The sequence below is a fragment of the [Mycobacterium] stephanolepidis genome, from assembly GCF_002356335.1.
GTDB lineage: Bacteria > Actinomycetota > Actinomycetes > Mycobacteriales > Mycobacteriaceae > Mycobacterium > Mycobacterium stephanolepidis.
In genome coordinates this window covers 2,164,635-2,185,770 of sequence record NZ_AP018165.1, presented here as the reverse complement: position 1 = coordinate 2,185,770, position 21,136 = coordinate 2,164,635, and the positions used below count along the sequence as shown (strand labels likewise).

General features: G+C 64.4%; 13 protein-coding genes and 1 pseudogene. 6 read left to right on the top strand and 8 right to left on the bottom strand.

Features of this window, described 5'->3' with window-relative positions:
• The first annotated feature begins 27 nt into the window (after positions 1 to 27).
• The 5 genes from MSTE_RS10790 (at position 28) to MSTE_RS10770 (ending at position 7,114) form a co-directional block, all read left to right on the top strand.
• Positions 28 to 420, top strand: coding sequence for an ectoine synthase (locus tag MSTE_RS10790; protein ID WP_096501092.1), 393 nt, complete (start codon positions 28 to 30; stop codon positions 418 to 420).
• Positions 417 to 1,325 (top strand): ectoine hydroxylase, encoded by a 909-nt coding sequence (gene thpD / locus MSTE_RS10785; RefSeq protein WP_096501090.1) that lies wholly within the window; start codon positions 417 to 419, stop codon positions 1,323 to 1,325. Before MSTE_RS10790 ends, thpD begins: the two co-directional genes overlap by 4 nt.
• A 74-nt stretch (positions 1,326 to 1,399) precedes the next feature.
• Complete coding sequence (locus tag MSTE_RS10780; protein WP_162291625.1) at positions 1,400 to 2,695, top strand: MFS transporter; 1,296 nt, start codon at positions 1,400 to 1,402, stop codon at positions 2,693 to 2,695.
• A gap of 94 nt (positions 2,696 to 2,789) precedes the next feature.
• A complete protein-coding gene (locus MSTE_RS10775) occupies positions 2,790 to 5,360 on the top strand; it encodes an ABC transporter ATP-binding protein/permease (RefSeq protein WP_096501086.1) in 2,571 nt (856 codons plus the stop codon).
• A complete protein-coding gene (locus MSTE_RS10770) occupies positions 5,360 to 7,114 on the top strand; it encodes an ABC transporter ATP-binding protein (protein WP_096501084.1) in 1,755 nt (584 codons plus the stop codon). The genes MSTE_RS10775 and MSTE_RS10770 overlap by 1 nt, the downstream gene beginning before the upstream one ends.
• Here MSTE_RS10770 and MSTE_RS10765 read toward each other — a convergent pair.
• From MSTE_RS10765 to MSTE_RS10755, 3 genes are read right to left on the bottom strand one after another with little or no spacing between them, the layout of a single operon-like run.
• Positions 7,111 to 7,326, bottom strand: coding sequence for an MbtH family protein (locus MSTE_RS10765; protein WP_030095693.1), 216 nt, complete (start codon positions 7,324 to 7,326; stop codon positions 7,111 to 7,113). The two genes, MSTE_RS10770 and MSTE_RS10765, sit on opposite strands and share 4 nt — an antisense overlap.
• Positions 7,307 to 8,596, bottom strand: a complete 1,290-nt coding sequence (gene mbtG, locus MSTE_RS10760) for an NADPH-dependent L-lysine N(6)-monooxygenase MbtG (RefSeq protein ID WP_044104714.1) — start codon at positions 8,594 to 8,596, stop codon at positions 7,307 to 7,309. The genes MSTE_RS10765 and mbtG overlap by 20 nt, the downstream gene beginning before the upstream one ends.
• The gene (locus MSTE_RS10755) at positions 8,593 to 12,969 is read right to left on the bottom strand and encodes a non-ribosomal peptide synthetase (protein WP_096501082.1); all 4,377 of its coding nucleotides are present in this window, start codon (positions 12,967 to 12,969) and stop codon (positions 8,593 to 8,595) included. The genes mbtG and MSTE_RS10755 overlap by 4 nt, the downstream gene beginning before the upstream one ends.
• Before the next feature lie 99 nt (positions 12,970 to 13,068).
• Here MSTE_RS10755 and MSTE_RS10750 point away from each other — a divergent pair, with 99 nt between their 5' ends.
• On the top strand, positions 13,069 to 14,733 hold the full coding sequence (locus MSTE_RS10750) for a (2,3-dihydroxybenzoyl)adenylate synthase (RefSeq protein ID WP_096501080.1): 1,665 nt from the start codon (positions 13,069 to 13,071) through the stop codon (positions 14,731 to 14,733).
• Positions 14,734 to 14,736: 3 nt separating this feature from the next.
• On the opposite strand, the pseudogene MSTE_RS10745 reads toward MSTE_RS10750, so the two are convergent.
• From MSTE_RS10745 to MSTE_RS10725, 5 genes and pseudogenes are all read right to left on the bottom strand, one after another.
• A pseudogene (locus MSTE_RS10745) lies at positions 14,737 to 15,309 on the bottom strand (peroxiredoxin); the annotation flags it as partial.
• 81 nt (positions 15,310 to 15,390) lie between these two features.
• Positions 15,391 to 16,752, bottom strand: a complete 1,362-nt coding sequence (locus MSTE_RS10740; protein ID WP_096501076.1) for a salicylate synthase — start codon at positions 16,750 to 16,752, stop codon at positions 15,391 to 15,393.
• A 99-nt stretch (positions 16,753 to 16,851) separates the two neighbouring features.
• Entirely contained in the window at positions 16,852 to 19,533 is a 2,682-nt protein-coding gene (locus tag MSTE_RS10735; protein WP_096501074.1) for a fumarate reductase/succinate dehydrogenase flavoprotein subunit, read from the bottom strand.
• Positions 19,533 to 20,276, bottom strand: a complete 744-nt coding sequence (locus tag MSTE_RS10730) for an ABC transporter ATP-binding protein (RefSeq protein ID WP_096501072.1) — start codon at positions 20,274 to 20,276, stop codon at positions 19,533 to 19,535. Before MSTE_RS10730 ends, MSTE_RS10735 begins: the two co-directional genes overlap by 1 nt.
• Positions 20,273 to 21,085, bottom strand: coding sequence for an ABC transporter permease (locus MSTE_RS10725; RefSeq protein WP_408645916.1), 813 nt, complete (start codon positions 21,083 to 21,085; stop codon positions 20,273 to 20,275). Before MSTE_RS10725 ends, MSTE_RS10730 begins: the two co-directional genes overlap by 4 nt.
• Between the last annotated feature and the right edge of the window lie 51 nt (positions 21,086 to 21,136).

Sequence of the window (21,136 nt, the reverse complement as noted above, 5' to 3'; positions counted from 1 at the left end):
TCCAATCGATCGAGAAAGGAAACTATCGTGATCGTCCGTACTACCCAGCAGATCACGGGTACCGAACGCGATGTCAGCGGCGAAGGCTGGCATAGCAAGCGGATCGTGCTGGCAGATGACGGAGTCGGGTTCTCTTTCCACGAGACCACCATTGACGCGGGAACTGTCCACGTCTTCCACTACCAGCACCACATCGAGGCGGTGTGGCTTACCGCAGGCACCGGCACATTGACCAACCTGGAGAACGGTGAGCTGATCACACTCGGGCCGGGCAGCATGTATCTGCTCAACGGCAATGAGCGACACCAGCTTTCCGCCGATACCCAGATGCGCATGATGTGTGTGTTCAATCCTCCTGTCACCGGGCGGGAGGTCCACGACGAGTCCGGCGCATACCCTACCGCGCCTGCGCTCTCATGAGTGCCCCCGCGATCGTCGATCGCTACCCCAGCCGTCTGGAAACCGAACAGCCTCCGATCGTCAGGACAGAGCCTGTGGTCCGGGGCGCCATGGGCGAGGGGCCCCTGGCCCCGCCGGCGCTCACCCAGATGTCCGATCAGGGATTCCTCATCAGACCGAGCACCGTCGACGATATGACGGTCTCCACCTTGCGCAACGAGATCGACAGAGTGCCTTTGCAATTGGGCGATGACCCGCGGATCATCCGTGAGGCCGGATCGCATGAGGTGCGGTCCATCTTCGAGGCACACACCCTGAGCTCAGTCGTCATGGACGTCGCGTGCTCGCCGGGTGTGCTTGACGTCGCCGAGCAGCTACTGGGCGGGCCGGTCTACCTACATCAATCGCGAATCAATGCGATGCCCGCATTCAGGGGACGCGGCTTCTACTGGCATTCGGATTTCGAGACCTGGCACACCGAAGACGGACTCCCCCAGATGCGCACCGTGTCCTGCTCGATCGCGTTGACCGTCAACGTCGCCTATAACGGGACGTTGCAGGTCATGCCGGGCACGCATCGCACCTTCTACCCATGCGTCGGTGCCACCCCGCACGAAAACCATCGGAAATCTCTGGTGGAGCAAGAGGTTGGCGTTCCATCCACTCATACCCTCGCCGAGGCCGCCCTCACCAGCGGCATCGAATTGTTCCTTGGGCAACCGGGCGATGCGTTGTGGTTCGACTGCAACCTCATGCACGGGTCTGGATCGAACATCAGCCCCTATCCGCGCTCGAATGTCTTCCTGGTGTTCAACTCGGTGGAGAACGCACCAGAGCGACCCTTCGCCGGATCGGAGCCGCGTCCGGAGTACATCGCGGCGCGGACATTCACGCCACTCACCAGTCGGCCGCCGGGTATTAGCTGATGACGACGGCCGGCCCGGACTTCCAATCACCCACGGGTCGGCGGCAGCTGCACCGGGCCATCGCGGCATCGGCAATGGGAAACGCCACGGAGTGGTACGACTACGGCGTCTATGCGGCCGCAACCACCTTCCTGACGCAGGCGTTCTTCCCCACCCTGGGCACCGCGTTCACGATGCTCGGATACGCGATCTCGTTCCTGCTGCGGCCCCTCGGCGGGATGATCTGGGGGCCGCTGGGTGACAGGTTGGGCCGCAAGAGCGTCATGGCCATCACCATCGTGCTGATGGCGTTGTCCACCACGCTCATCGGTGTGTTGCCCAGCTGGGCGACGATCGGTGCTGCGGCGCCTGCCCTGATGATCCTGTTGCGCGTCATACAAGGTTTCTCCACCGGCGGCGAATACGGTGGCGCGGCAACGTTCATGGCCGAGTTCGCGCCCGATAAGAAGCGCGGCAAGTACGGTTCATTTCTGGAGTTCGGCACCTTGGGCGGCTTTGCAACAGGCGCCGCCTTCGTTCTGATCCTCGATGCCACTCTCAGCACGCAGGACATGCACTCCTGGGGCTGGCGCATTCCGTTCCTCATCGCGCTCCCGATGGGCCTCATCGGCTGGTATCTACGAAGTCGCCTCGATGACCCGCCCTTGTTCAAGGAGATGCAGGAGCAGGAGCCCCAGGGCCAGGAGACTGCGTTTCAGCGGCTCAAGGATCTGGTGCATGACTACAAGCGCCCCATGATCGTGATGATGCTGCTGGTCATCGCACTGAACATCACCAATTACACCCTGCTGAGCTATCAGCCGACCTACCTGAAGACCCGGCTCGGGATGAGCGAGACCCAAGGACAGATGGTTGTCCTCATCGGCGAGGTCGCCATGATGGCATTCCTACCCTTCTGCGGCGCACTCTCTGATCGCGTCGGACGCAAACCCATGTGGCTGTTCTCCCTGATCGGGCTTCTCATCCTCGCGTTGCCCATGTTCTGGCTCATGGGACAGGGATTCGCCTGGGCAATAGTCGGTTTCGCGGTGCTCGGGTTGCTGTACATACCGCAGCTGTCCACCATCACCGCCACCTTCCCGTGCATGTTTCCCACCCAGGTGCGATACGCGGGATTCGCGATTTCCTACAACCTCTCGACCGCCGCGTTCGGTGGCACTGCGCCGCTGGTGAACGACCTCATGGTCGATGCGACCGGATGGGACCTGTTCCCCGCCGCCTACCTGATGCTGGCCTGCGCCATCGGGCTATGCGCCCTACCTTTCCTCATCGAGACGGCCGGAGCCTCGATCGCCGGAACAGATATCCCCTGTGCAGATCCCGACGAGGCGGAAACGGCCCCACCGGATGATGTCGCCGTTCGCACCTGACCCCGTCGACACCTCTTAGGTTAGGATGGGCTAAGTATATGGCCCGGATGTGTCGGCCGGAGCCACACAGAGCACTAACAAAGGTCACATCAGCATGGGTAGAGGTTTCCAGGGTGCGGTGCTGCGCGGGCTTGGGGCGCGTGATCATGTAGCCACTGTGGTCGGTACCAGTCAGGTCGCACCGAATTGTGTGCGGCTGACGATGTCGGCGCCCACACTTTTCGAGGACCTGCTCCACACGCCGGCCGAATGGCTGCGGTTCTGGTTCCCCGACCCTGAGGGCGGTGCCACCGAACATCAGCGGGCGTACACGATCGTCTCGACAGATGTCGAGGCCGGCGAGTTCGCGATCGATGTGGTGATCCACGAGCCCGCCGGGCCCGCCTGCCGGTGGGCGGGGGCGGCCCAGCCCGGAATGACCATTCCGGTAGTGGCTTTCGGCTCGGCGCGTTTTGAGGTTCCCGAGGATCTTCCCGCCGGATTCCTGCTCATCGGCGACTCCGCATCCATCCCGGCGATCAACTCCATCCTGGCCGCGCTGCCCGCCGATGTGGATGTCGAGGTGTATCTGGAACGCCACAGCCCCGACGATGAGCTCATCCCGCTGACCGAGCATCCCCGACGGGTTCTGCACTGGGTGGACCGCGCCGATGAAACCTCACTGGCCTCCGCAATCGAGGCCCGCGACTGGTCCAACTGGTACGCCTGGGCAGGACCTGAAGCGGGCTCGCTCAAACATCTGCGCAAGCGCCTCAAGGAACAATTCGGATTCCCCAAGGCCGACGTGCACGCCGCGGCCTACTGGACCTTCGGCCGCGCCATGGGCAGCCGCCGCGGAGACACCGATACTCAACAGGTACCCGCCGCCCCCAAGCCCGTCGCCGAGAATCCTGCCGCTCCCCCGGAACCTGCAGTGCCCCAAGGCCGCTGGCGTTCGCAGGCTGCCGGGGAATTGTTGGCGCCGGTCAAGAAGCAGATGATCGCCGGTGGTGTGCTGCAGGCGATCATCACCATGGTCGAGCTGGCGCCGTTCGTGGTGCTCGTGGAGCTCACCCGCCAGCTGTTGGCCGGGGCCGACGAATCCCGCCTATGGCACACCGGATTCATCTTCCTGACGCTGCTCGTGCTCGGCGCCGCTCTCGGTGCGGCCCTTACCGTCTGGATGCACGTCGTCGAAATACGGTTCAGCGCCGATGTTCGGCAAAGGCTCCTCTCGAAGCTGTCCCGGGTTCCGTTGGGGTGGTTCACGCAACGCGGTTCGGGATCGGTCAAGAAGCTGATTCAGGACGACACCTTGTCGCTGCACTATCTGATCACCCACGCGATCCCCGATGCGGTGGCCGCCGTTGTCGGACCCGTGGCGGTGCTGATTTACCTCTTCGTCGTCGACTGGCGCCTGACCCTGTTGCTACTGGTGCCCATTCTGATCTACCTCGTGACGACGGCGACCATGATGTTCCAGAGCGGCCCGAAGATCATCGAAGCCTCGCGCTGGAGCGAGCGGATGAGCGGAGAATCGGCCGCCTATCTTGAAGGCCAGCCGGTGATCCGCATCTTTGGCGGCTCGGCAGCGTCCTCGTTCAAACGCAGGCTGGACGGATACCTGTCCTTCCTCAATGAATGGCAACGGCCGTTCATCGGGAAGAAGACCTTTATGGATCTGGTCACCCGGCCGACAACGTTCCTGTGGTTGATCGCCGGGGCCGGCACGCTGTTGGTCGTCGCCGGAGCCATGGAGCCCACGACCCTGCTGCCATTCCTGGTGCTCGGCACCACCTTCGGCACCCGCCTGCTGGGAATCGCATACGGCCTTGGCGGTATTCGTGGTGGCGTGGAGGCCGCCCGGCATATCGCGGTTGCCCTCGGCGAGACCGAATTGACCGAGCAGGCTTCCGAGGGGCGTGCCGGAGAGACCTCCGTCTCCTTCGACACCGTGACGTTCGGGTATCGGCCGGGGGTGCCGGTTATTCATGGTGTGAATTTGACGCTGCGGCCGGGGACCGTGACGGCGCTGGTGGGCCCGTCGGGTTCGGGTAAGTCGACGTTGGCTTCGCTGCTGGCACGATTCCATGACGTCGATAGCGGCGCTATTCGCATCGACGGCACCGATATTCGGGCCCTGAGCGCCGATGAGCTCTACACCAAAGTCGGATTCGTGTTCCAGGACGTGCAACTGGTCGCCGGAACCGTCCGGGAAAACATCGCACTGGCCCGACCCGAAGCCACCGACACCGACATCCACGCCGCGGCTCGGGATGCGCAGATTCATGAGCGAATCCTGCGGCTGCCCAACGGTTATGACACCGTCCTGGACACCAACACCCAACTCTCCGGCGGCGAAAAACAACGCCTCACCATCGCCCGCGCACTGCTGGCCGACACCCCGATCCTGATCCTGGACGAAGCCACCGCCTTCGCCGACCCCGAATCAGAATATTTGGTGCAACAAGCCCTGGGCCGGCTCGTTCACAACCGCACCGTGCTCGTCATCGCCCACCGACTGCACACCATCGCCGACGCCGACCAGATCGTGGTCCTCGACCAGGGCCACCTGGTAGAAACCGGCACCCACACCGAACTTGTGAACAACAACGGACGCTACCGACGCTTATGGGACGCACGCCTACAAGAACCCTCGAGCGTCCTTGCCGGAGAGAACATCTGATGCTGACCCACCTCATTCGCCTCATCCCCCCCACACACCGCAACTCCCTCTACACCTACAGCGCGCTCTCGGTGCTGTCCGTGGTTTTACGCGCCGCGGGCTGCCTGCTTCTCGTTCCGCTGCTCGGCGCCCTGTTCGGCACCACCCCCACCGACGCACTGCCCTGGCTCGGAGTACTCACCGCGGTCACCGTCGGCGGCTGGATCGTCGACACCGCGCTGGCCCGCCTCGGCTACCGCATCGGATTCGCCCTACTCAACGACTCACAACACCAAGTCGCCGACCGGCTCACCCACATCCCACTGAGCTGGTTCACCGCCGAACACACCGCCATGGCCCGCCAGGCGATCTCCTCCGGCGGCCCCGACCTCGTCGGATTCATCGCCAACCTACTGACCCCGATGATCGGGGCGGTGTTGTTACCGGCAGCCATCACCATCGGATTGTTCTTCATCTCGTGGAAGCTCGGTGTTGCGGCGCTCATCACCCTGCCGCTGCTCCTGGGCACGTTGCTGGCCAGCATCCGCATCGTGCGCACCGCCGACGAAGCAGACACCAAAGCCCACAGCGCACTGACCGAACGCATCCTGGAATTCGCACGCACCCAAGCCGCCCTACGAGCCAGCCGACGCGTCAGCCCCGCCCGCAGCCAGGCCGGCCAAGCCGTCGCGACAGCACGTGGTGCGACCATGCGGCTCTTACTCTTTCAGATCCCCGGTCAGCTGCTGTTCAGCATCGTCAGCCAAATCACCCTCATCCTGCTCGCCGGCACCGCGACAGCCCTGGCGGTGCGCGGCGAGATCGGGGCACCCGAAGCCGTCGCACTCATGGTCATCGTGGTCCGATTCCTAGAACCATTCACCGTGCTGGCGGGCCTGGGCGGGGCCGTCGAGAACTCACGTGGCGTGTTCGAGCGCCTCAACACCATCATCACCACCGAGGCGGCCGATCAGCCCGGAGATGCCGTCGCATCCGCCGACACCCCCGCCCCACGCATCGAATTCCGCAACGTCACCTTCCGGTATGACAGCACCGGCGAACACGTCCTCAAAGACATCAACTTCATCCTCGAACCCGCTGCCACCACCGCCGTCATCGGGCCATCTGGATCCGGGAAGAGCACCATCCTCGCCCTCATCGCCGGGCTACAACAACCAGAAAGCGGCCAAATCCTCATCGACGGAACCGATGTCGCAACATTGGACACCGCCAGCCGCCGCTCCCTGGTCAGCATGGTGTTCCAACACCCCTACCTCTTCGATGGGCCGATTCGCGACAACGTTCTCGTCGGGCACCCCACGGCCGCTGACGAGGAGGCGCGCGGAGCGATGGCGCTGGCTCGCGTCGACGAGATCATCGAACGCCTGCCCGATGCCGAACAATCCCGCGTCGGCGAAGCCGGCACCGCCCTATCCGGCGGTGAACGCCAACGCGTCAGCATCGCCCGCGCACTCATCAAACCCGCCCCCGTCCTGCTCATCGACGAAGCCACCAGCGCCCTGGACACCGAAAACGAAACCGCAATCACCGACGCCATCAACAACGACCCACGCCCCCGCACCAAAATCATGATCGCCCACCGGCTCAACGCGATCCGCAACGCCGATCACGTGCTCTTCATCAACAACGGCCACATCATCGAACAAGGCTCGATCACCGAACTCAGCTCCCTCGGAGGCCGTTTCGCAGAATTCTGGCGCCAGCAAGAATCCACCACCGGATGGCGCATCACCACAGCCACACCAGCTAGCTAGCTGCCCGCCATGGCGTCGCGCAGGCTCTTGGGCCGCATGTCGGTCCAGTGGGCCTCGATGTACTCCACGCAATCGGCACGCGAGGCCTCGCCAAAGGCCACCCGCCACTGCGCCGGCACCTCTATGGCCGTCGGCCATAGACTGTGCTGCTCCTCGTCGTTGACCAGTACGTAAAAGACGCCGCTCTCGTCATCAAATGGGTTGGTACTCACTTGTTTTCCTTTCGCGACGAGCCGATTCGGTGCTGCTGTGTCCACCGAGCACTCGATCGGACAACAATCCGAGACAGCTGAGATTGGGAAACCCCGGGCCCTGGGTCAGACCCGAGAGCGTCGGCAGGATGAGCTTAGGAGTCAGACCATTGACGGACAGGTCGTGGCCAAGGGATTCCTGCAAGACGTTACCGTCCACGGGGGCACCCAGTTTGAGCTCCATGAGGTCGAGAGCGCTCTGATCGAACAGGGGTAAGAACCACAATGCGTCCGCACCCGCGCCGTCGATCACCAGATCGAAGCCATGAACGGTTTCGGAGGGCTCGCCGGCACGGTCGCTGCGCAGCGTCAATCGGATCCGGTCCTCCAGGGCGACGGCGTGGGCCACGCGGCCGCGCAGATGGCGGATACGGTCGTCGGCCAACAGTGATTCCTGGACACGGGCCGAGAACACCCCGCGATCGGTACGGTTCAACGCGTCGCGACGCTCCTCCATGGTGTGGTGCAACCACCCAGTCGGATCGCTGAACAGCGCGTTCTCGAAGTACCCTTCACCGCGGGTAAACAGCGTGACGCCGGGAGAGATCACGGTGATCGTCGAGACCCGGTGTCCGAAAAGCTCATTGAGCACTGAGGCGGCTGTCTCGCCTCCGCCGATCACGGCGACACGTTCTGCGGTCAAGCGTGTTGATCCGGCGCAGCGGCGCCAGAATTCGGCGATTGACAAGACATTCGGGTGCTCCGGCAGCACGGACCGTTCCGGCTGCCCGGGCCCCGTCACCATGACCGCGTCGGCGGCAATGGAACAGTCGTTGGTACCCACAACCCATCTGTCGTCATCGATGGACAGACTGGTTACCTCGCCCTGAACCACCTTCATATCGACCGTGTTGGCCACCCACGTCAGGTAATCAGCCCAGCGCTTGTGCGTCGGTGCGGGCTTGTCGCGGTCAACCCACTCGGCGAACTGGCCGGTGGCGATGAGGTAAGACTGCCAGCTCAGACGCATCATCCGGGCGTCGATCTCGGCGTTACGCCCCGGAACCACGGCGGATCGATACGGGAAACCCACATCTTTCTCGGGGCTCGTGCCCAGCCGGTGCTGTCCATCCGTCCAGCCGCCACACGCCTGCCAGTTGGCACCGACCTGCTGACGTTCGATCGCCACCACATCGGGTACGTCGACCCCGCATTCACGCAGCACGGCCGCCTTCGCGGCAACCGCCACCGCCTTGGCTCCCGCGCCTATCACTGCCAGTGTGGACGTCACCATAGCTCCTTCGCCAGAATCCCCAGCTGTTCGTGCCAAATCGATTGCAGCTCGGTAATATCCGAGCGCTCGAGCACCTCCGGGATCGCCTGCCACAGCGTTCCGATGGACGGCCCCTCGGTGGTCCCCATGATCAGCACCGCAATGCTGAGCTCGTGACGCACCGCCGATTCCGGCTCGGGCACAGGCGAACCCGACACCGAAAGCAAACCGTCGCGGCGTAGGAGGTCTCCCTCGAATCCGCGATCGTGTCCGAGGTAGTTCAACAGGATCTGCGGATCGCGATACTGCCGCAGCACCGCGCCGGTGTCGGCACGCAGATATCGCAGTAGCCCGTAGTCAATGGTCCGCCCCGGCATCGCGCTGTGTTGCCGGGCGACTCGCTCCACCAAACCGCGCGGTCCGATCCCCAGCGGATCGGTGCCACCCACGCGTAGCGGATACGCCGTACCGAGCAGACCCACGGTTTTAGCAGTAGCGTCCCCGCGTCCGGAGACCTGCACCGCCAGCAGCGTCTCGACCGCGGCCTGTCCGCGGCGCCGACGCCACTGGGCCACGGTGCGTGCCGCTGCCGCCACCAGCAGTTGCTCCATCGGGATCCCCGAGTTCAGCAGTACCGCACTGACATCGGCCGGTGCGGACTCGACGGTGACGGCCACATCGGCTTCCCTATCGAGTTCGGGCTCTATTCGACGCGAACCGATGGGGGGATCCTCACCGTCCAGCTGGGCGATCCAGAACGGCAGGCTGCCCACATCCCGAGCCTCGGCGACCAACGCATTGGCCCAACGGCGGTAGCCACCGTCGGTGTGACTGTTGGTCGGCGCAGCGCCTGATATCAGTGACTGCCATCGAGATTCCAGCTCCTGCATGATGACTCGCCAGGAGGTGGGGTCGGCGGCGAGCTGATGCACCACGAGGATGAGAACTCCGGGCTCGCCTTCGGGGTGCAGCCATACCGCCGAGAGCATCCAGCCCTGTTCAGGATCAAGTCGGTCCACCGCACGGCCGATCTCGGCACCGGCCGCATCGGACGGATCCTCCGTGAGAATCTCGACCAATCGGAGAGACTGCCGCGTGCGTGGAACCAGCTCCAGGCGCTCGCAGTCGAGCCGGCTGCGCAGCACCTCGTGCTCTCCGACCACCGCGTTGAGAAGTTCCTCCAGCGTGGATCGGGTGATGCCCTCGGGCAGCCAGAAGACGTGGGTTTCGGCCAGCCTTCGCGGGTTTCCATGCTCATAGAGGCGACGACCACTGGGAAGCAACGGGATTGGCTCGCCCTCGCGATCCTCGCCATCCGCGACGAGACCACTACGACGCTGGTCGACCAACTTGGCCAAGCCTGCGACAGTGCCCCGCTCCAAGATCTCGCGGATGTCCACCCCGACTCCACACTCGGTCAGAATCGCCGCCGACAGCTTGCTCGCCAGCAGCGAATGGCCCCCGAGATCGACGAACGAGTCGTCCGCACCCACTGTCGCAACCCCGAGCAGGCGCGCATAAAGAGCCGCCACCTGCCGCTGAGTCGCGGTTTCCGGCTCTCGACGTCTGGTCACGGACCCGACCTCCGGTGCCGGCAGAGCGTCCCGATTGATCTTGCCGTGCCGGGTGATGGGCATCTCGTCGAGCACGACATACGCCGCGGGAATCATGAAGTCGGGCAGGGCAGCCGAAATCCTGGCGCGGATACGGTCTAGATCGACCACGTGTCCGCCGACCGGCGTCAGGTACGCAACAAGTCGCTTGCCGACATGCGGCAGCTCATCGACCACCACGAGCGCCTGGCCGACGCTCGGGTCCACCTCGATGGCCGAGGCGATCTCACCGAGTTCGATACGGAACCCTCGGATCTTCACCTGCTCGTCGGCGCGACCGACAAACTCGATGTCACCGTTCGCACTACGCCGCGCAAGATCGCCGGACCGGTACATCCGCTGCCCGGGAACAAAGGGATCGGCGATGAAGCGCTGCGCGGTGAGACCGGCGGCCCGCTGATATCCGCGCGCCACATGTGTTCCGCCAATGTAGATCTCGCCGATGACCCCCACCGGCACCGGTCGCAGCGTCTGGTCCAGGATGTGTATCTGTGTGTTGATCTTGGGCGTGCCGATCGGAACGGTCCGCGTCCCCTGAATTCCGCGCACCTTGTACCGCGAGGCGTTGATGACGGTCTCGGTGGGACCATAGAAATTATGAAGTGACGCATCGAAAGTGGCGTGGAACTTATCGGCGACCGGACCGGGCAACGCCTCGCCACCCACCGGTACCCGGCGTAGCGACTTCCATTGCGTGACTCCGGGTAACGACAGCACCAACCCCAGCAGCGAGGGAACCATGTGCATCGAGGTAACGCCCTCGCTGTTCAACAGTTCCGTCAGGTACGCGACGTCACCGAGTGCGCCCGGACGCGGGATGACCAGCCGACCACCGCAGCTGAGGATGCCGAAAATCTCACCCACCGACACATCGAAGCTCGGCGAGGCCACCTGCAGCACCCGATCGGATCCGCTGACCCGATACTCAGCGCGGAACCAGTTGAAGTACTCGGTCAACGGACGATGTGTGACCGTCACGCCCTTGGGCAGGCCCGTCGAACCCGATGTGTAGATGAGATAGGCGGCATTGTCGGCGGTCAGCGGCCGCACCCGGTCGGCATCGACCGGTTCACGGGGGTCGAACTGCCCGACACCCGTTACCGGTTCTCTGATGACCAACTTCGGCCGCGCATCGCTCAGGATGTGCGCGATGCGATCAGCGGGGTAATTTGGATCAACGGGGACATAGACCGCACCCGCCTTGGCGATGGCGAGCGCGGTAATGATCAAATCCGGCGACTTGTCCAGGAGCACCGCGACATGATCTTCGGTACCGATACCTTGCCCAATGATCCAGTGCGCCAGCCGGTTCGCCAGTTCGTTGGTTTCCCGGTACGAGTAGTGCCTGCCCTCGTAGACGAGCGCGGTGGCATCCGGTTGCGCGGCTGCACGGGCGGCCACCAGCTCACCGAGCGTAGTCGGCTGCGCCTCAAAAAGTTCTCCGGACGACACCTCCCGCAGCCACTGGGCTTCACGCGCGTCCATGAGATCCAGACCGGCGAGCGGTCGGTTCGGATCGGCGAGCGCAGAGTCGAGCAGATGGGCGAAGTGGCGGAGCATCTGTGTGGTCAAACGCTCGTCCAACACGTCAACCAGGTATTCGGCAACCACGTCGGCACCATCGGGACCGGTTTCGATCCGCAGGCCAAGCGGCACGTATGCCACCTGCCCCTCCAATGATGTTCTTTCACAGTGAATTCCGGGTGGGCAGAACCGGGCGGCAGAATCTGCGCCCATCGCGAAGCCGACGCGCGCGACCACACGGTCCAGACTGACCCGCTGGTGTGCAAACCCGTTCAGAGTGGTCCGATGCGCATCCGTCAGCAGATCCCGGAAGCTTTGGCCGCTGTGTGGCCGCATGCGGAGGGCGACAGTATGACCGAAGTGCCCGATACTGCCCTGCGCGTGGGCTTCCCGCGTGGGGACGGGCGCTGCCACCAAGAAGTCTTCGGCATGTGTATACCGGTGCAGCAGAGCGGAATACGCGGCCAACAAAACCACATATGGTGTGGTGCCCGACTCTTGGGCAAGTTGCTCGACGCGGTCCATGACCGAGGCGGAGAGACGCGCCGTGCAGCGTCCGGCCTTCCAGTCGCTCGCGGCCACCGAGCCATTAGCGCCCGGAAGCTCCAGCGGCTCAGGAGGGTTCGCCATCTCATCACGCCAGTACTCGAGATCCGCCTGATCGGCCCCATCGTGCGAAGGCCGCATCGGTAGTGGTTCCGCGATCTCGCCATGTACGTATGCGGTAGTCAGATCGGCAAGGAACACCGACCACGAGTCGTCGTCCCACGCGATGAGGTGAGCGACAACGAGCATGACATGTTCTGCAGCGCTGGTGCGGATGACCGTGACACGCAACGGCGACTCCACCGTGAGATCGATCGGAGTCGCGAATTCACGCTGCGCCAGCACACCGAGCCGGAGCTGTTGCGATGCGCCCGCACGATCCGACACGTCGTGCTCGATCCATCGAACCGGTAGGTCGTCGTGCAGGACAGCCACCGGGTCGCCGTCGGCGCCGATGCGAAACGTCGTGCGCAAGGTTTCGTGGCGGGCCACCACCGCGGTGACAGCGGCCCGCAATCTCTCGATATCCACCTCACCGCTGAGCCGGTACGAACGACACAGATTCATCAGCGCCGGCGTCACCCCGTGGGCGAACCATATACGGTGCTGCCCCGCGGACAGCCGTGGCGCGGCATCGTGATCGAGGCCGGCCGACGCCCTTCGGCTGGTGACGTCCACCTCGACGCCACCCTCGCTCACGGTGCGCAACTCGATCTCACCTCGCGTTTTCGCTTTTAGTACAGGCTGCCCTAACTATGAGGAGGCTACCCTATCTAAACTGCGAGGGGTCACCCACAAGGAGCTGCGATGACTCAGGCCACATCGACCCCCATCCCTTCGGCTGAAACAGTCCCGGCGGAAGGCTTTGTACCCTTTCCCACGGCACGTGCCGACACGTATCGCGCGGCCGGGTACTGGGCCGGAAGGACCGTAGAGTCGCTGCTGCGCACGACCGCCGCCAGACGTGCCGATCATCCTGCGGTTATCGATGAGCACTGCGCGATGACCTACCGCGAGCTCGATGCGAACGCCGACCGCGCGGCCCATGCCTTCATCCGACTGGGGATAGCTCCCGGCGATCGTGTGCTGCTGCAGCTTCCCAACCGGGCATCATTTGCGGTCGCATTCTTCGGTTTGATGCGTGCGGGCGCGATACCGATCATGTGCCTGCCGGGACACCGGGCTGCCGAGCTGTCACATTTCATCGAGGTGGCCGATGCCGTCGCGTTGGTGGTCGCAGATTCCGCCGGTGGGTTCGACTACAGCGCGCTGGCCGCCGAGCTATCCACAAAGCATGCCTGCCTACGCCACATCGTGATCGACGGTGACGTACCCGCCGGCACCCCCGAACGCTTCATCGCCTGGTCGGGGTTGCTGGAAAGCGTTGAAGTTCAAGGCGACCTACCGATAGCGCAGACGGACCGCCCGGCGCTTTTGCTGGTCTCGGGTGGCACCACCGCGGCACCCAAACTGATCCCCCGCACCCATGAGGACTACGTCTACAACGCCTCGCGGGCCGCACAGGTTTGCGGCCTCACCGAGGACGACGTCTACCTCGTGGTGCTGCCCGCCGGGCACAATTTCCCACTGGCCTGCCCTGGTCTCATCGGCGCGATAAGCACAGGTGCCACTACGGTTTTCCTTTCGGACCCAAGCCCGGAGTCCGCGTTTGAAACCATCGCGCGGCACCGGGTATCCGTGACGGCGCTGGTGCCATCGCTCGCCCAGCTCTGGGCACAGGCCACCGCATGGGAGCCGGTGCTGCCGGAAACGCTGCGGCTGCTCCAGGTGGGCGGTGCGAAACTCGGTGCCGAGGATGCACGGACGGTTCGAGAATCGCTCACCCCGGGACTGCAGCAGGTTTTCGGTATGGCGGAGGGCCTGCTGTGCCTGACCCATCCCGGCGATCCATCGGACATCCTCGACAACACCCAGGGCCGACCCATGTGCGAGGCCGATGAGGTTCGCATCGTCGACGAGGACGGCACCGCGGTAGCCCCAGGTGAGGCAGGTGAGCTGTTGGTGCGCGGTCCGTACACGCTCAACGGTTACTACCGCGCCGAGGCCGACAACATGCGCTCCTTCACCGCCGACGGCTTCTACCGCAGCGGCGACCGGGTGCGGGCGTTACCGGGTGGCTATCTGGAAGTCACCGGTCGCATCAAGGACGTCATCCTTCGCGGCGGGGAGTCCATCGCCGCATTGGACCTCGAATCGCACCTACAGACTCATCCTGCGGTCTACGCGGCTGCCGCAGTCGGATTACCGGATCAATATCTCGGTGAGATTGTTTGTGCAGCAATCGTGTTCAAGGGAAAGCCGGTTGCGGCCGCCGAGCTGAATCGGCACCTGCAGGACCGTGGTGCCGCCACACACTCGCGAGTCGACAAACTGGTGACGGTCCCCTCGCTGCCCCTCACCGCGGTGGGCAAGATCGACAAACGGGCCCTGCTCGCCTCGTTGACGGGCTAGGTCTCAGTCGATCGGGTGCGATCTGAGCCACTCAAGCACGCGTTGTGCGTGCGTGTTCGGCGGAAAGATCGGGTAGAATGCGTGCTCGACGGTTCCGTCCCGTACCACCAGAGTGATCCGCGTGTAGAGACGTGGGTGCCCGGCCGCGGCGAATGTGGGCAACTTCAGGGCATCGCCCAAGGCGAAATCCCGATCCGAGAGCATCTGAAACGGCAGACGGAGTCGCTGGACAACCTCGGCCTGATAGCCCACGTCTCGACTGGACAGTCCCCAGACCTGTTCCACGCCCGAAGCCCGTAGCTCGTCGAAATGGTCTCGGAAATCGCAGGCCTCGGTGCTGCAACCCCGCGCACCCGGGATGGCATCCCAACCTTCCGGGATGTCTGCACCGGGGCGCCCCGTGAGTGGATACAGGTACAGGACGGTGCGCCCGGCGGGCAATTCGCTTAGCCGCACCAAACTTTCGTCACTGGCCGTGAACGTCAGGTCCGGGATCGGTACACCTGGCAGATGATCGGCGGCCCCGTCATCTATGGGAACGGGTAGACCGGCGGGCAAAGCGGTGTAGTCATCCATCTGCATACCTCATCCTCGCGGGAACTTCTCGAGCCTGCCCCTAGGGGCAGGGCGAAGTCCAGCGCGACCGGCGGCAGACGATTACCCCTCGCGCTGAACCACGTAAGGCGCAATACTTCCAAGCTTTTCGCAGGTCTCTTCGAACTCACGGTCGGGCGTCGAGGCCTCAATGATGCCCGCGCCCGCACGCAGCCAGGCCCGCCCGTCCTGCTCGTAGGCCGCGCGTAGCGTCAGCGCCGCATCCAGTCCGCCATCGGGAGACATCATCAGCACCGCACCGGAGTAGAGGCTACGCGGATGATCGTCGAGTCGAAGGATGGCGTCGACGCCCTCCGCTTTGGGAATACCCGACGCGGTGACGGCGGGGAAGAGTGCCTCAAGCGCATCCATCCGGGTCATCCCGGCGCTCAGCTCTCCGCTGACGGTCGATCCCAGATGCTGCACGCTGCCGCGCTCGCGCACGGTCATGAAGTCTGTCACCTTTGTGCTGCCCGTCTCGGCCACCTCACCGAGTTCAGCGAGTGAGCTGCGCACGGAAATCGCGTGCTCCACAATCTCTTTGGCATTCGATTCGAGGTCGTCGCGTGCTACCCGATCGGCGTCCTCGCCCCGGCCGAACGCACGAGTTCCGGCAAGCGGTTGGGTGATCACGGTGCCATCTGCTTCCACGGCGGCCACGAGTTCGGGGCTGTAGCCGAGGGCACGAATGCCGCCGAGCCGCAGCAGGAACGAACGCACCGGCGTGTTGTTGTGACGGCCGAGTCGATAGGTCGACGGGAAGTCCATCGCGAACGGCACTTCCACACGCCGGGACAGAATCACCTTGTGGTACAAGCCCGATCGGATCTCTGCGGTAGCGATGCCTACGCGGCCACGGTAGTCGGATGGGTCCGGAATCAGGTCGATCGATACCGGCACCGGCGCAGGCGGTGCCCCCTGATCGAGCACCCGACGAATCTCGTCGACGTAGCTTTCTTCACAGACAGACACTCCGTCACCGGTAATCACGACCTCCGCACGCGGGGCGAAGACCCGCGCCATCGGCGTGCCGGGAGTCAACCGGTGCTGCAGGCCGAAGCGATAGGTGCCGAACTCGAACGCAACCCACCCGAAGACGCGGTGCACGCCGTCGGAGATCTCATCCACGGCTTGTTCCAGGGCGGCGCCGGGATGTCCCGACCAACCGCGCTGCTCCACGGACCCGTCACGGATGATGCGCAGTCCGTCGCTGTCGAGTTCGACGGAGGCGCGGGCGCCGATGGCGAGCACCCACTCGCCATCACGTTCGTAGATCAGATATTCGTCGCCGTTGCGCTCGGGGATTTCCTGCGCGAGAACGCTGGCGAGGTCGGCCGGCGCGAAACCGTCCGGCAGTCCCTCCTGTACAGAAACCCAGGTCTGGGCGCCGATACCGGAATCTACGACCGTACTCATCTTCGACATCTGAGTAAGCCTAGCCTATGCTAAGTGGCCCTGGTACCCGCCCGTAACATGACCTCCGCCACGTTGCCAAGCCCAATCCAGTGTGCTTCGACGCTCCCGTCAGCCGGCTGCAAGTGCTTGTCGCGCATAGGCTCTCACGTCAGCGTCGCCATCTTGCAACGCACCGGTCAGCGCGTCACGGACGGTGGGCTCCGTCGAGGCCCACTGGCTCAGGCTCAGCACGGCCGACTTACGTACATCCAGATGCGGATCGTCCAGCGCGCGCGCCAGCGCCGGCACGGCCTGCCCCGGATCCGCTCCGGCCAAGGCGCGCACCGCACCCTGACGGATCTGCCAGGCCGGAGCCTTCAGTGCTTCCTGGACGGCATCGAAGATCTGATCGTCGACTCCCAGCGCACCGACAGCCGTCAACGCCGCGGCCCGCACCAAGGGGTCGCGGTCGCGCACCAGCACCCGCACCGTCGCGCTACCGGCGGCCAACTTCGCAAGCCCGTTGGCCACGGCAATCCGCACCTCGCGGTTCTCATCCTCGGCAGCGGTGGCGATGGACACCGCGTCGTCCACGGACACCAGGGCGCGTACGGCTTCGATTCGGACCCGATGATCTGAGTCGCGTACCGACGCGACGTAGGCGGCCGGATCGCCGACCTTCCGGGCACTCGCCACGTACAGCGCGGAGCTGCGCACCAAGGGGTCGGACGCGCCGACGTGATGGCCAATCGCGGCGGGGTCCTCGAGAACCTCGACGAGCTCACGCACTCCGTCGGCAGCGGTGCGACGCACGGACGCATCGCTGTCCCCCAACGCATTCAACAAGGCCGCCTCGTAACCCGCGGGGATGTGCTCGGTGAGCGAGGCGATCGCGGTGCGGCGCACGCCCGGATCGTCGTCGGCGAGGTACTGCAGCAGCTCCTCGACCGTGGGCGCCTCCAAGGACAACACCGCCGCGATTCGCGGCGACGGCGGCTGCTCGGCCTCCGCGGCGATCACATTCGAGATCCGGGCCGCGGGCGCTTTTCCGCCCAGCAGTTCGGGTTGATGCACCGGAATCGGATCGGTCTCCCCCGACGGCAGGTCGTCGAGACCCGGAACCGGGACGAAATATGTTGCGACGGGCCGTTTCACGAAGTCCATGGCGCCGTCGGCGGTCTTACGCAGGTTGAGGTGATAACGCCAATTCTCGTCGTCACGATCCGGCAGATCTGCCCTGTCGTGGTACAGGCCCCACCGTGATTCGGTACGAGTCAATGACGAGCGTGCCGCCATCTCGGCGCAGTCCCTGATGAACGACACCTCGGCCGCCCGCATCAGCTCATGCGGGGTGCGCGCACCGATCTGACCCACCTCGTCGGCCATCCGCTCAAATGTCTGTACCGCCAATGACAGCTTGGCCGCCGTCTTCGGCGGGGCCACATAGTCGTTGACGAAGCGGCGAAGCTTGTACTCGACCTGAGGCTGCGGAGGGCCGTCCGGATGGCGCAACGGACGGTAGATCAGCTCATGCGCCTCCTTGACCTGATCAACGGGGAATTCCAGCGGTGCAGGCGTTTTCGAAAGCGTCGAGGCCGCATGCTCACCGGCGAGATCCCCGTACACGAAGGCGCCGATCATGTAGTTGTGCGGCACGCAGGCCAGATCTCCCGCCGCGTACAGGCCGGGCACCGTGGTGCGCGCATGCTCATCCACCCATACGCCCGATGCCGAATGACCACTACACAAACCGATCTCGGAGATATGCATCTCGATGTCATGGGTGCGGTAGTCATGTCCGCGGTTGGCGTGGAAGGTGCCGCGGGTGGGTCGCTCGGTGGTGTGCAGGATGCTCTCCAGCGCCGACAACGTCTCATCCGGCAGGTGAGTCACCTTGAGATAGATGGGACCGCGTGCGGACTCGATTTCATTCTTGACCTCGGACATCATCTGGCCGGACCAATAATCGGAGTCGACGAAGCGCTCTCCCTGGGCGTTCACCTGATAGCCGCCGAATGGGTTGGCCACATAGGCACAGGCCGGGCCGTTGTAATCCTTGATGAGCGGATTGATCTGGAAGCACTCGATGCCCGACAGCTCGGCCCCGGCGTGGTACGCCATCGCGTACCCGTCCCCCGCATTGGTCGGATTCTCATACGTGCCGTACAGGTAACCGGAGGCGGGCAGACCCAGGCGGCCACACGGACCCGTCGCCAGGATCACCGCTTTCGCGCCGACCGTGACGAACTCACCGGTGCGGGTATTGCAACCCGCAGCGCCGACTGCTCTCCCCTCATCGGTGAGTATCCGCACCGGCATGACGCGATTTTCGATGCGAATCTTCTCTCGCATCGACTTCTGCCGCAGCACGCGGTACAGCGCCTTCTTGACGTCCTTACCCTCGGGCATCGGCAATACATAGGAGCCCGATCGATGCACGCGCCGTACGGCGTATTCGCCGTGCTCGTCCTTCTCGAACTTGACCCCGTAGCGCTCGAGCCGCTGCACCATCGCGAAACCGCGTGTCGCCGTTTGGTACACGGTGCGCTGGTTCACGATGCCGTCGTTGGCGCGGGTGATCTCCGCGACGTAGTCCTCCGGTTCGGCCTTGCCGGGAATGACGGCGTTGTTCACACCATCCATACCCATCGCCAGTGCACCGGAGTGCCGCACGTGTGCCTTCTCCAGAAGAATCACCTGGGCGCCGTTCTCGGCCGCGGTCAGCGCCGCCATGGTCCCGGCGGTTCCACCGCCGATGACCAGGACGTCACAGTCCAGCCGGATGGCACTGTCAAGTTCAGGGATCTGCATCAGGCGACAAGCTCCGTATGGTTCAGTGCGGCCAGGATTTCGGCGCGCAGCGCGCTCCGATCGCCATCGGCCTCACGGGGATCGGGAACATCCAGCAGCGCACGCAGCGGCTGACCCGCGCGCCCCAGAACGGCGATTCGATCGCCGAGTAACAGCGCCTCGTCCACGTCGTGTGTCACGAACACCACCGTGGTGGGATGGCTGCGCCAGGTATCGATCAGCAGACGTTGCATGCTGGCGCGAGTCTGGGCGTCGAGTGCTCCGAACGGCTCGTCCATCATGACCGCACGTGGAGCGCCCGCCAGGCCGCGGGCCAACTGAACACGTTGGCGCTTGCCACCCGAGAGGCTCTTGGGCAGGTAGTCCTCGAAGCCCGTCAAACCGACGTCATCGATCCAGGTCTGTGCCGCCTGGCGCCGCCCCGCGCGAGGTACACCACCCAGCTTGAGGGCCAGCTCCACGTTCGATTGCACCGTGCGCCAGGGCAACAACGCATTGTCCTGGAACACCATGGCGCGGTGCCGGGAGGTGGTGACAACCTTCTCGCCATCGGCGTGAATGGTGCCCGAGTCGGGTGCGAGCAGCCCGGCCAGAGCGCGGAGCACGGTGGACTTGCCGCAACCCGAAGGTCCGGTCAGGACCAGAATCTCCGCAGGGCGCACAGTCAGACTCAGACGGTTCACCACGGTGCGGCCGCCGTATCCGAGGGTCACCCCGTCGAGAACGAGGGTGGAGGCACTCATGAGCGTGCCTCCTCGGCGCGGGGTAGCCACCGCGTCACCCGGCGACCGACCAACTCGACGGCCGCCGAGGTCAGGAATCCGAGAACGCCGATGGTGATGATCCCGACAAACACATCCGGGTAGGCCAACACCGTGTACGACTGCCACGTCCGGTACCCGACTCCCAAACGCCCTGAGATCATTTCGGCGGAGATCACGCATATCCATGCGACGCCGATGCCTACCGAGAGACCGCCGAAGACCCCGGGAAGGCTGCCGGGCAGCACCACCCGAAGCAACACATCCCAACGGCTGCCGCCCAGGGTGCGGACCGACTCCTCCCACAGCGTGGGCAGGGCACGCACCGCGTGCCGCGTGCTCACCATGATGGGAAAGTAGGCCGCGAGAAAGGTGATGAACACGATCCCCGCCTCGTCACTGGGAAACAACAGGATGGCCACCGGCACGATCGCGATCGCCGGAATCGGGCGAGCCAACTCGGTGAGCGGGCCGACGATGTTCGCGAACAGCGGGGAACGCCCCAGCCAGATTCCGGTGATGACGCCAAGCATCGCCGCCAGGCCGAACCCGGTGAGAATCCGGATGGTGGACTGACCGAGGTCCAGCCAATACTGCTCGGTTCCAATACGTTTAGCGAGGGCGGAGACGATCTCGGTGACCGTGGGAAGTGTGTCGAATCGCAGCCCGAAACGCACCTTGTTTGCCGTCAAGAGCTGCCAGAGCAGTACCGCCACAGCAACGGACGAGGCCCGGATCCCCCAGGCGAGGTATCGCGAACCCTGCCGACGGGTATGAGCGGCCTCGCCGATCCGGTCACCTGCGGGGGCCGTCGCGACCACTCGCGGTCGCGCCTGAACGAT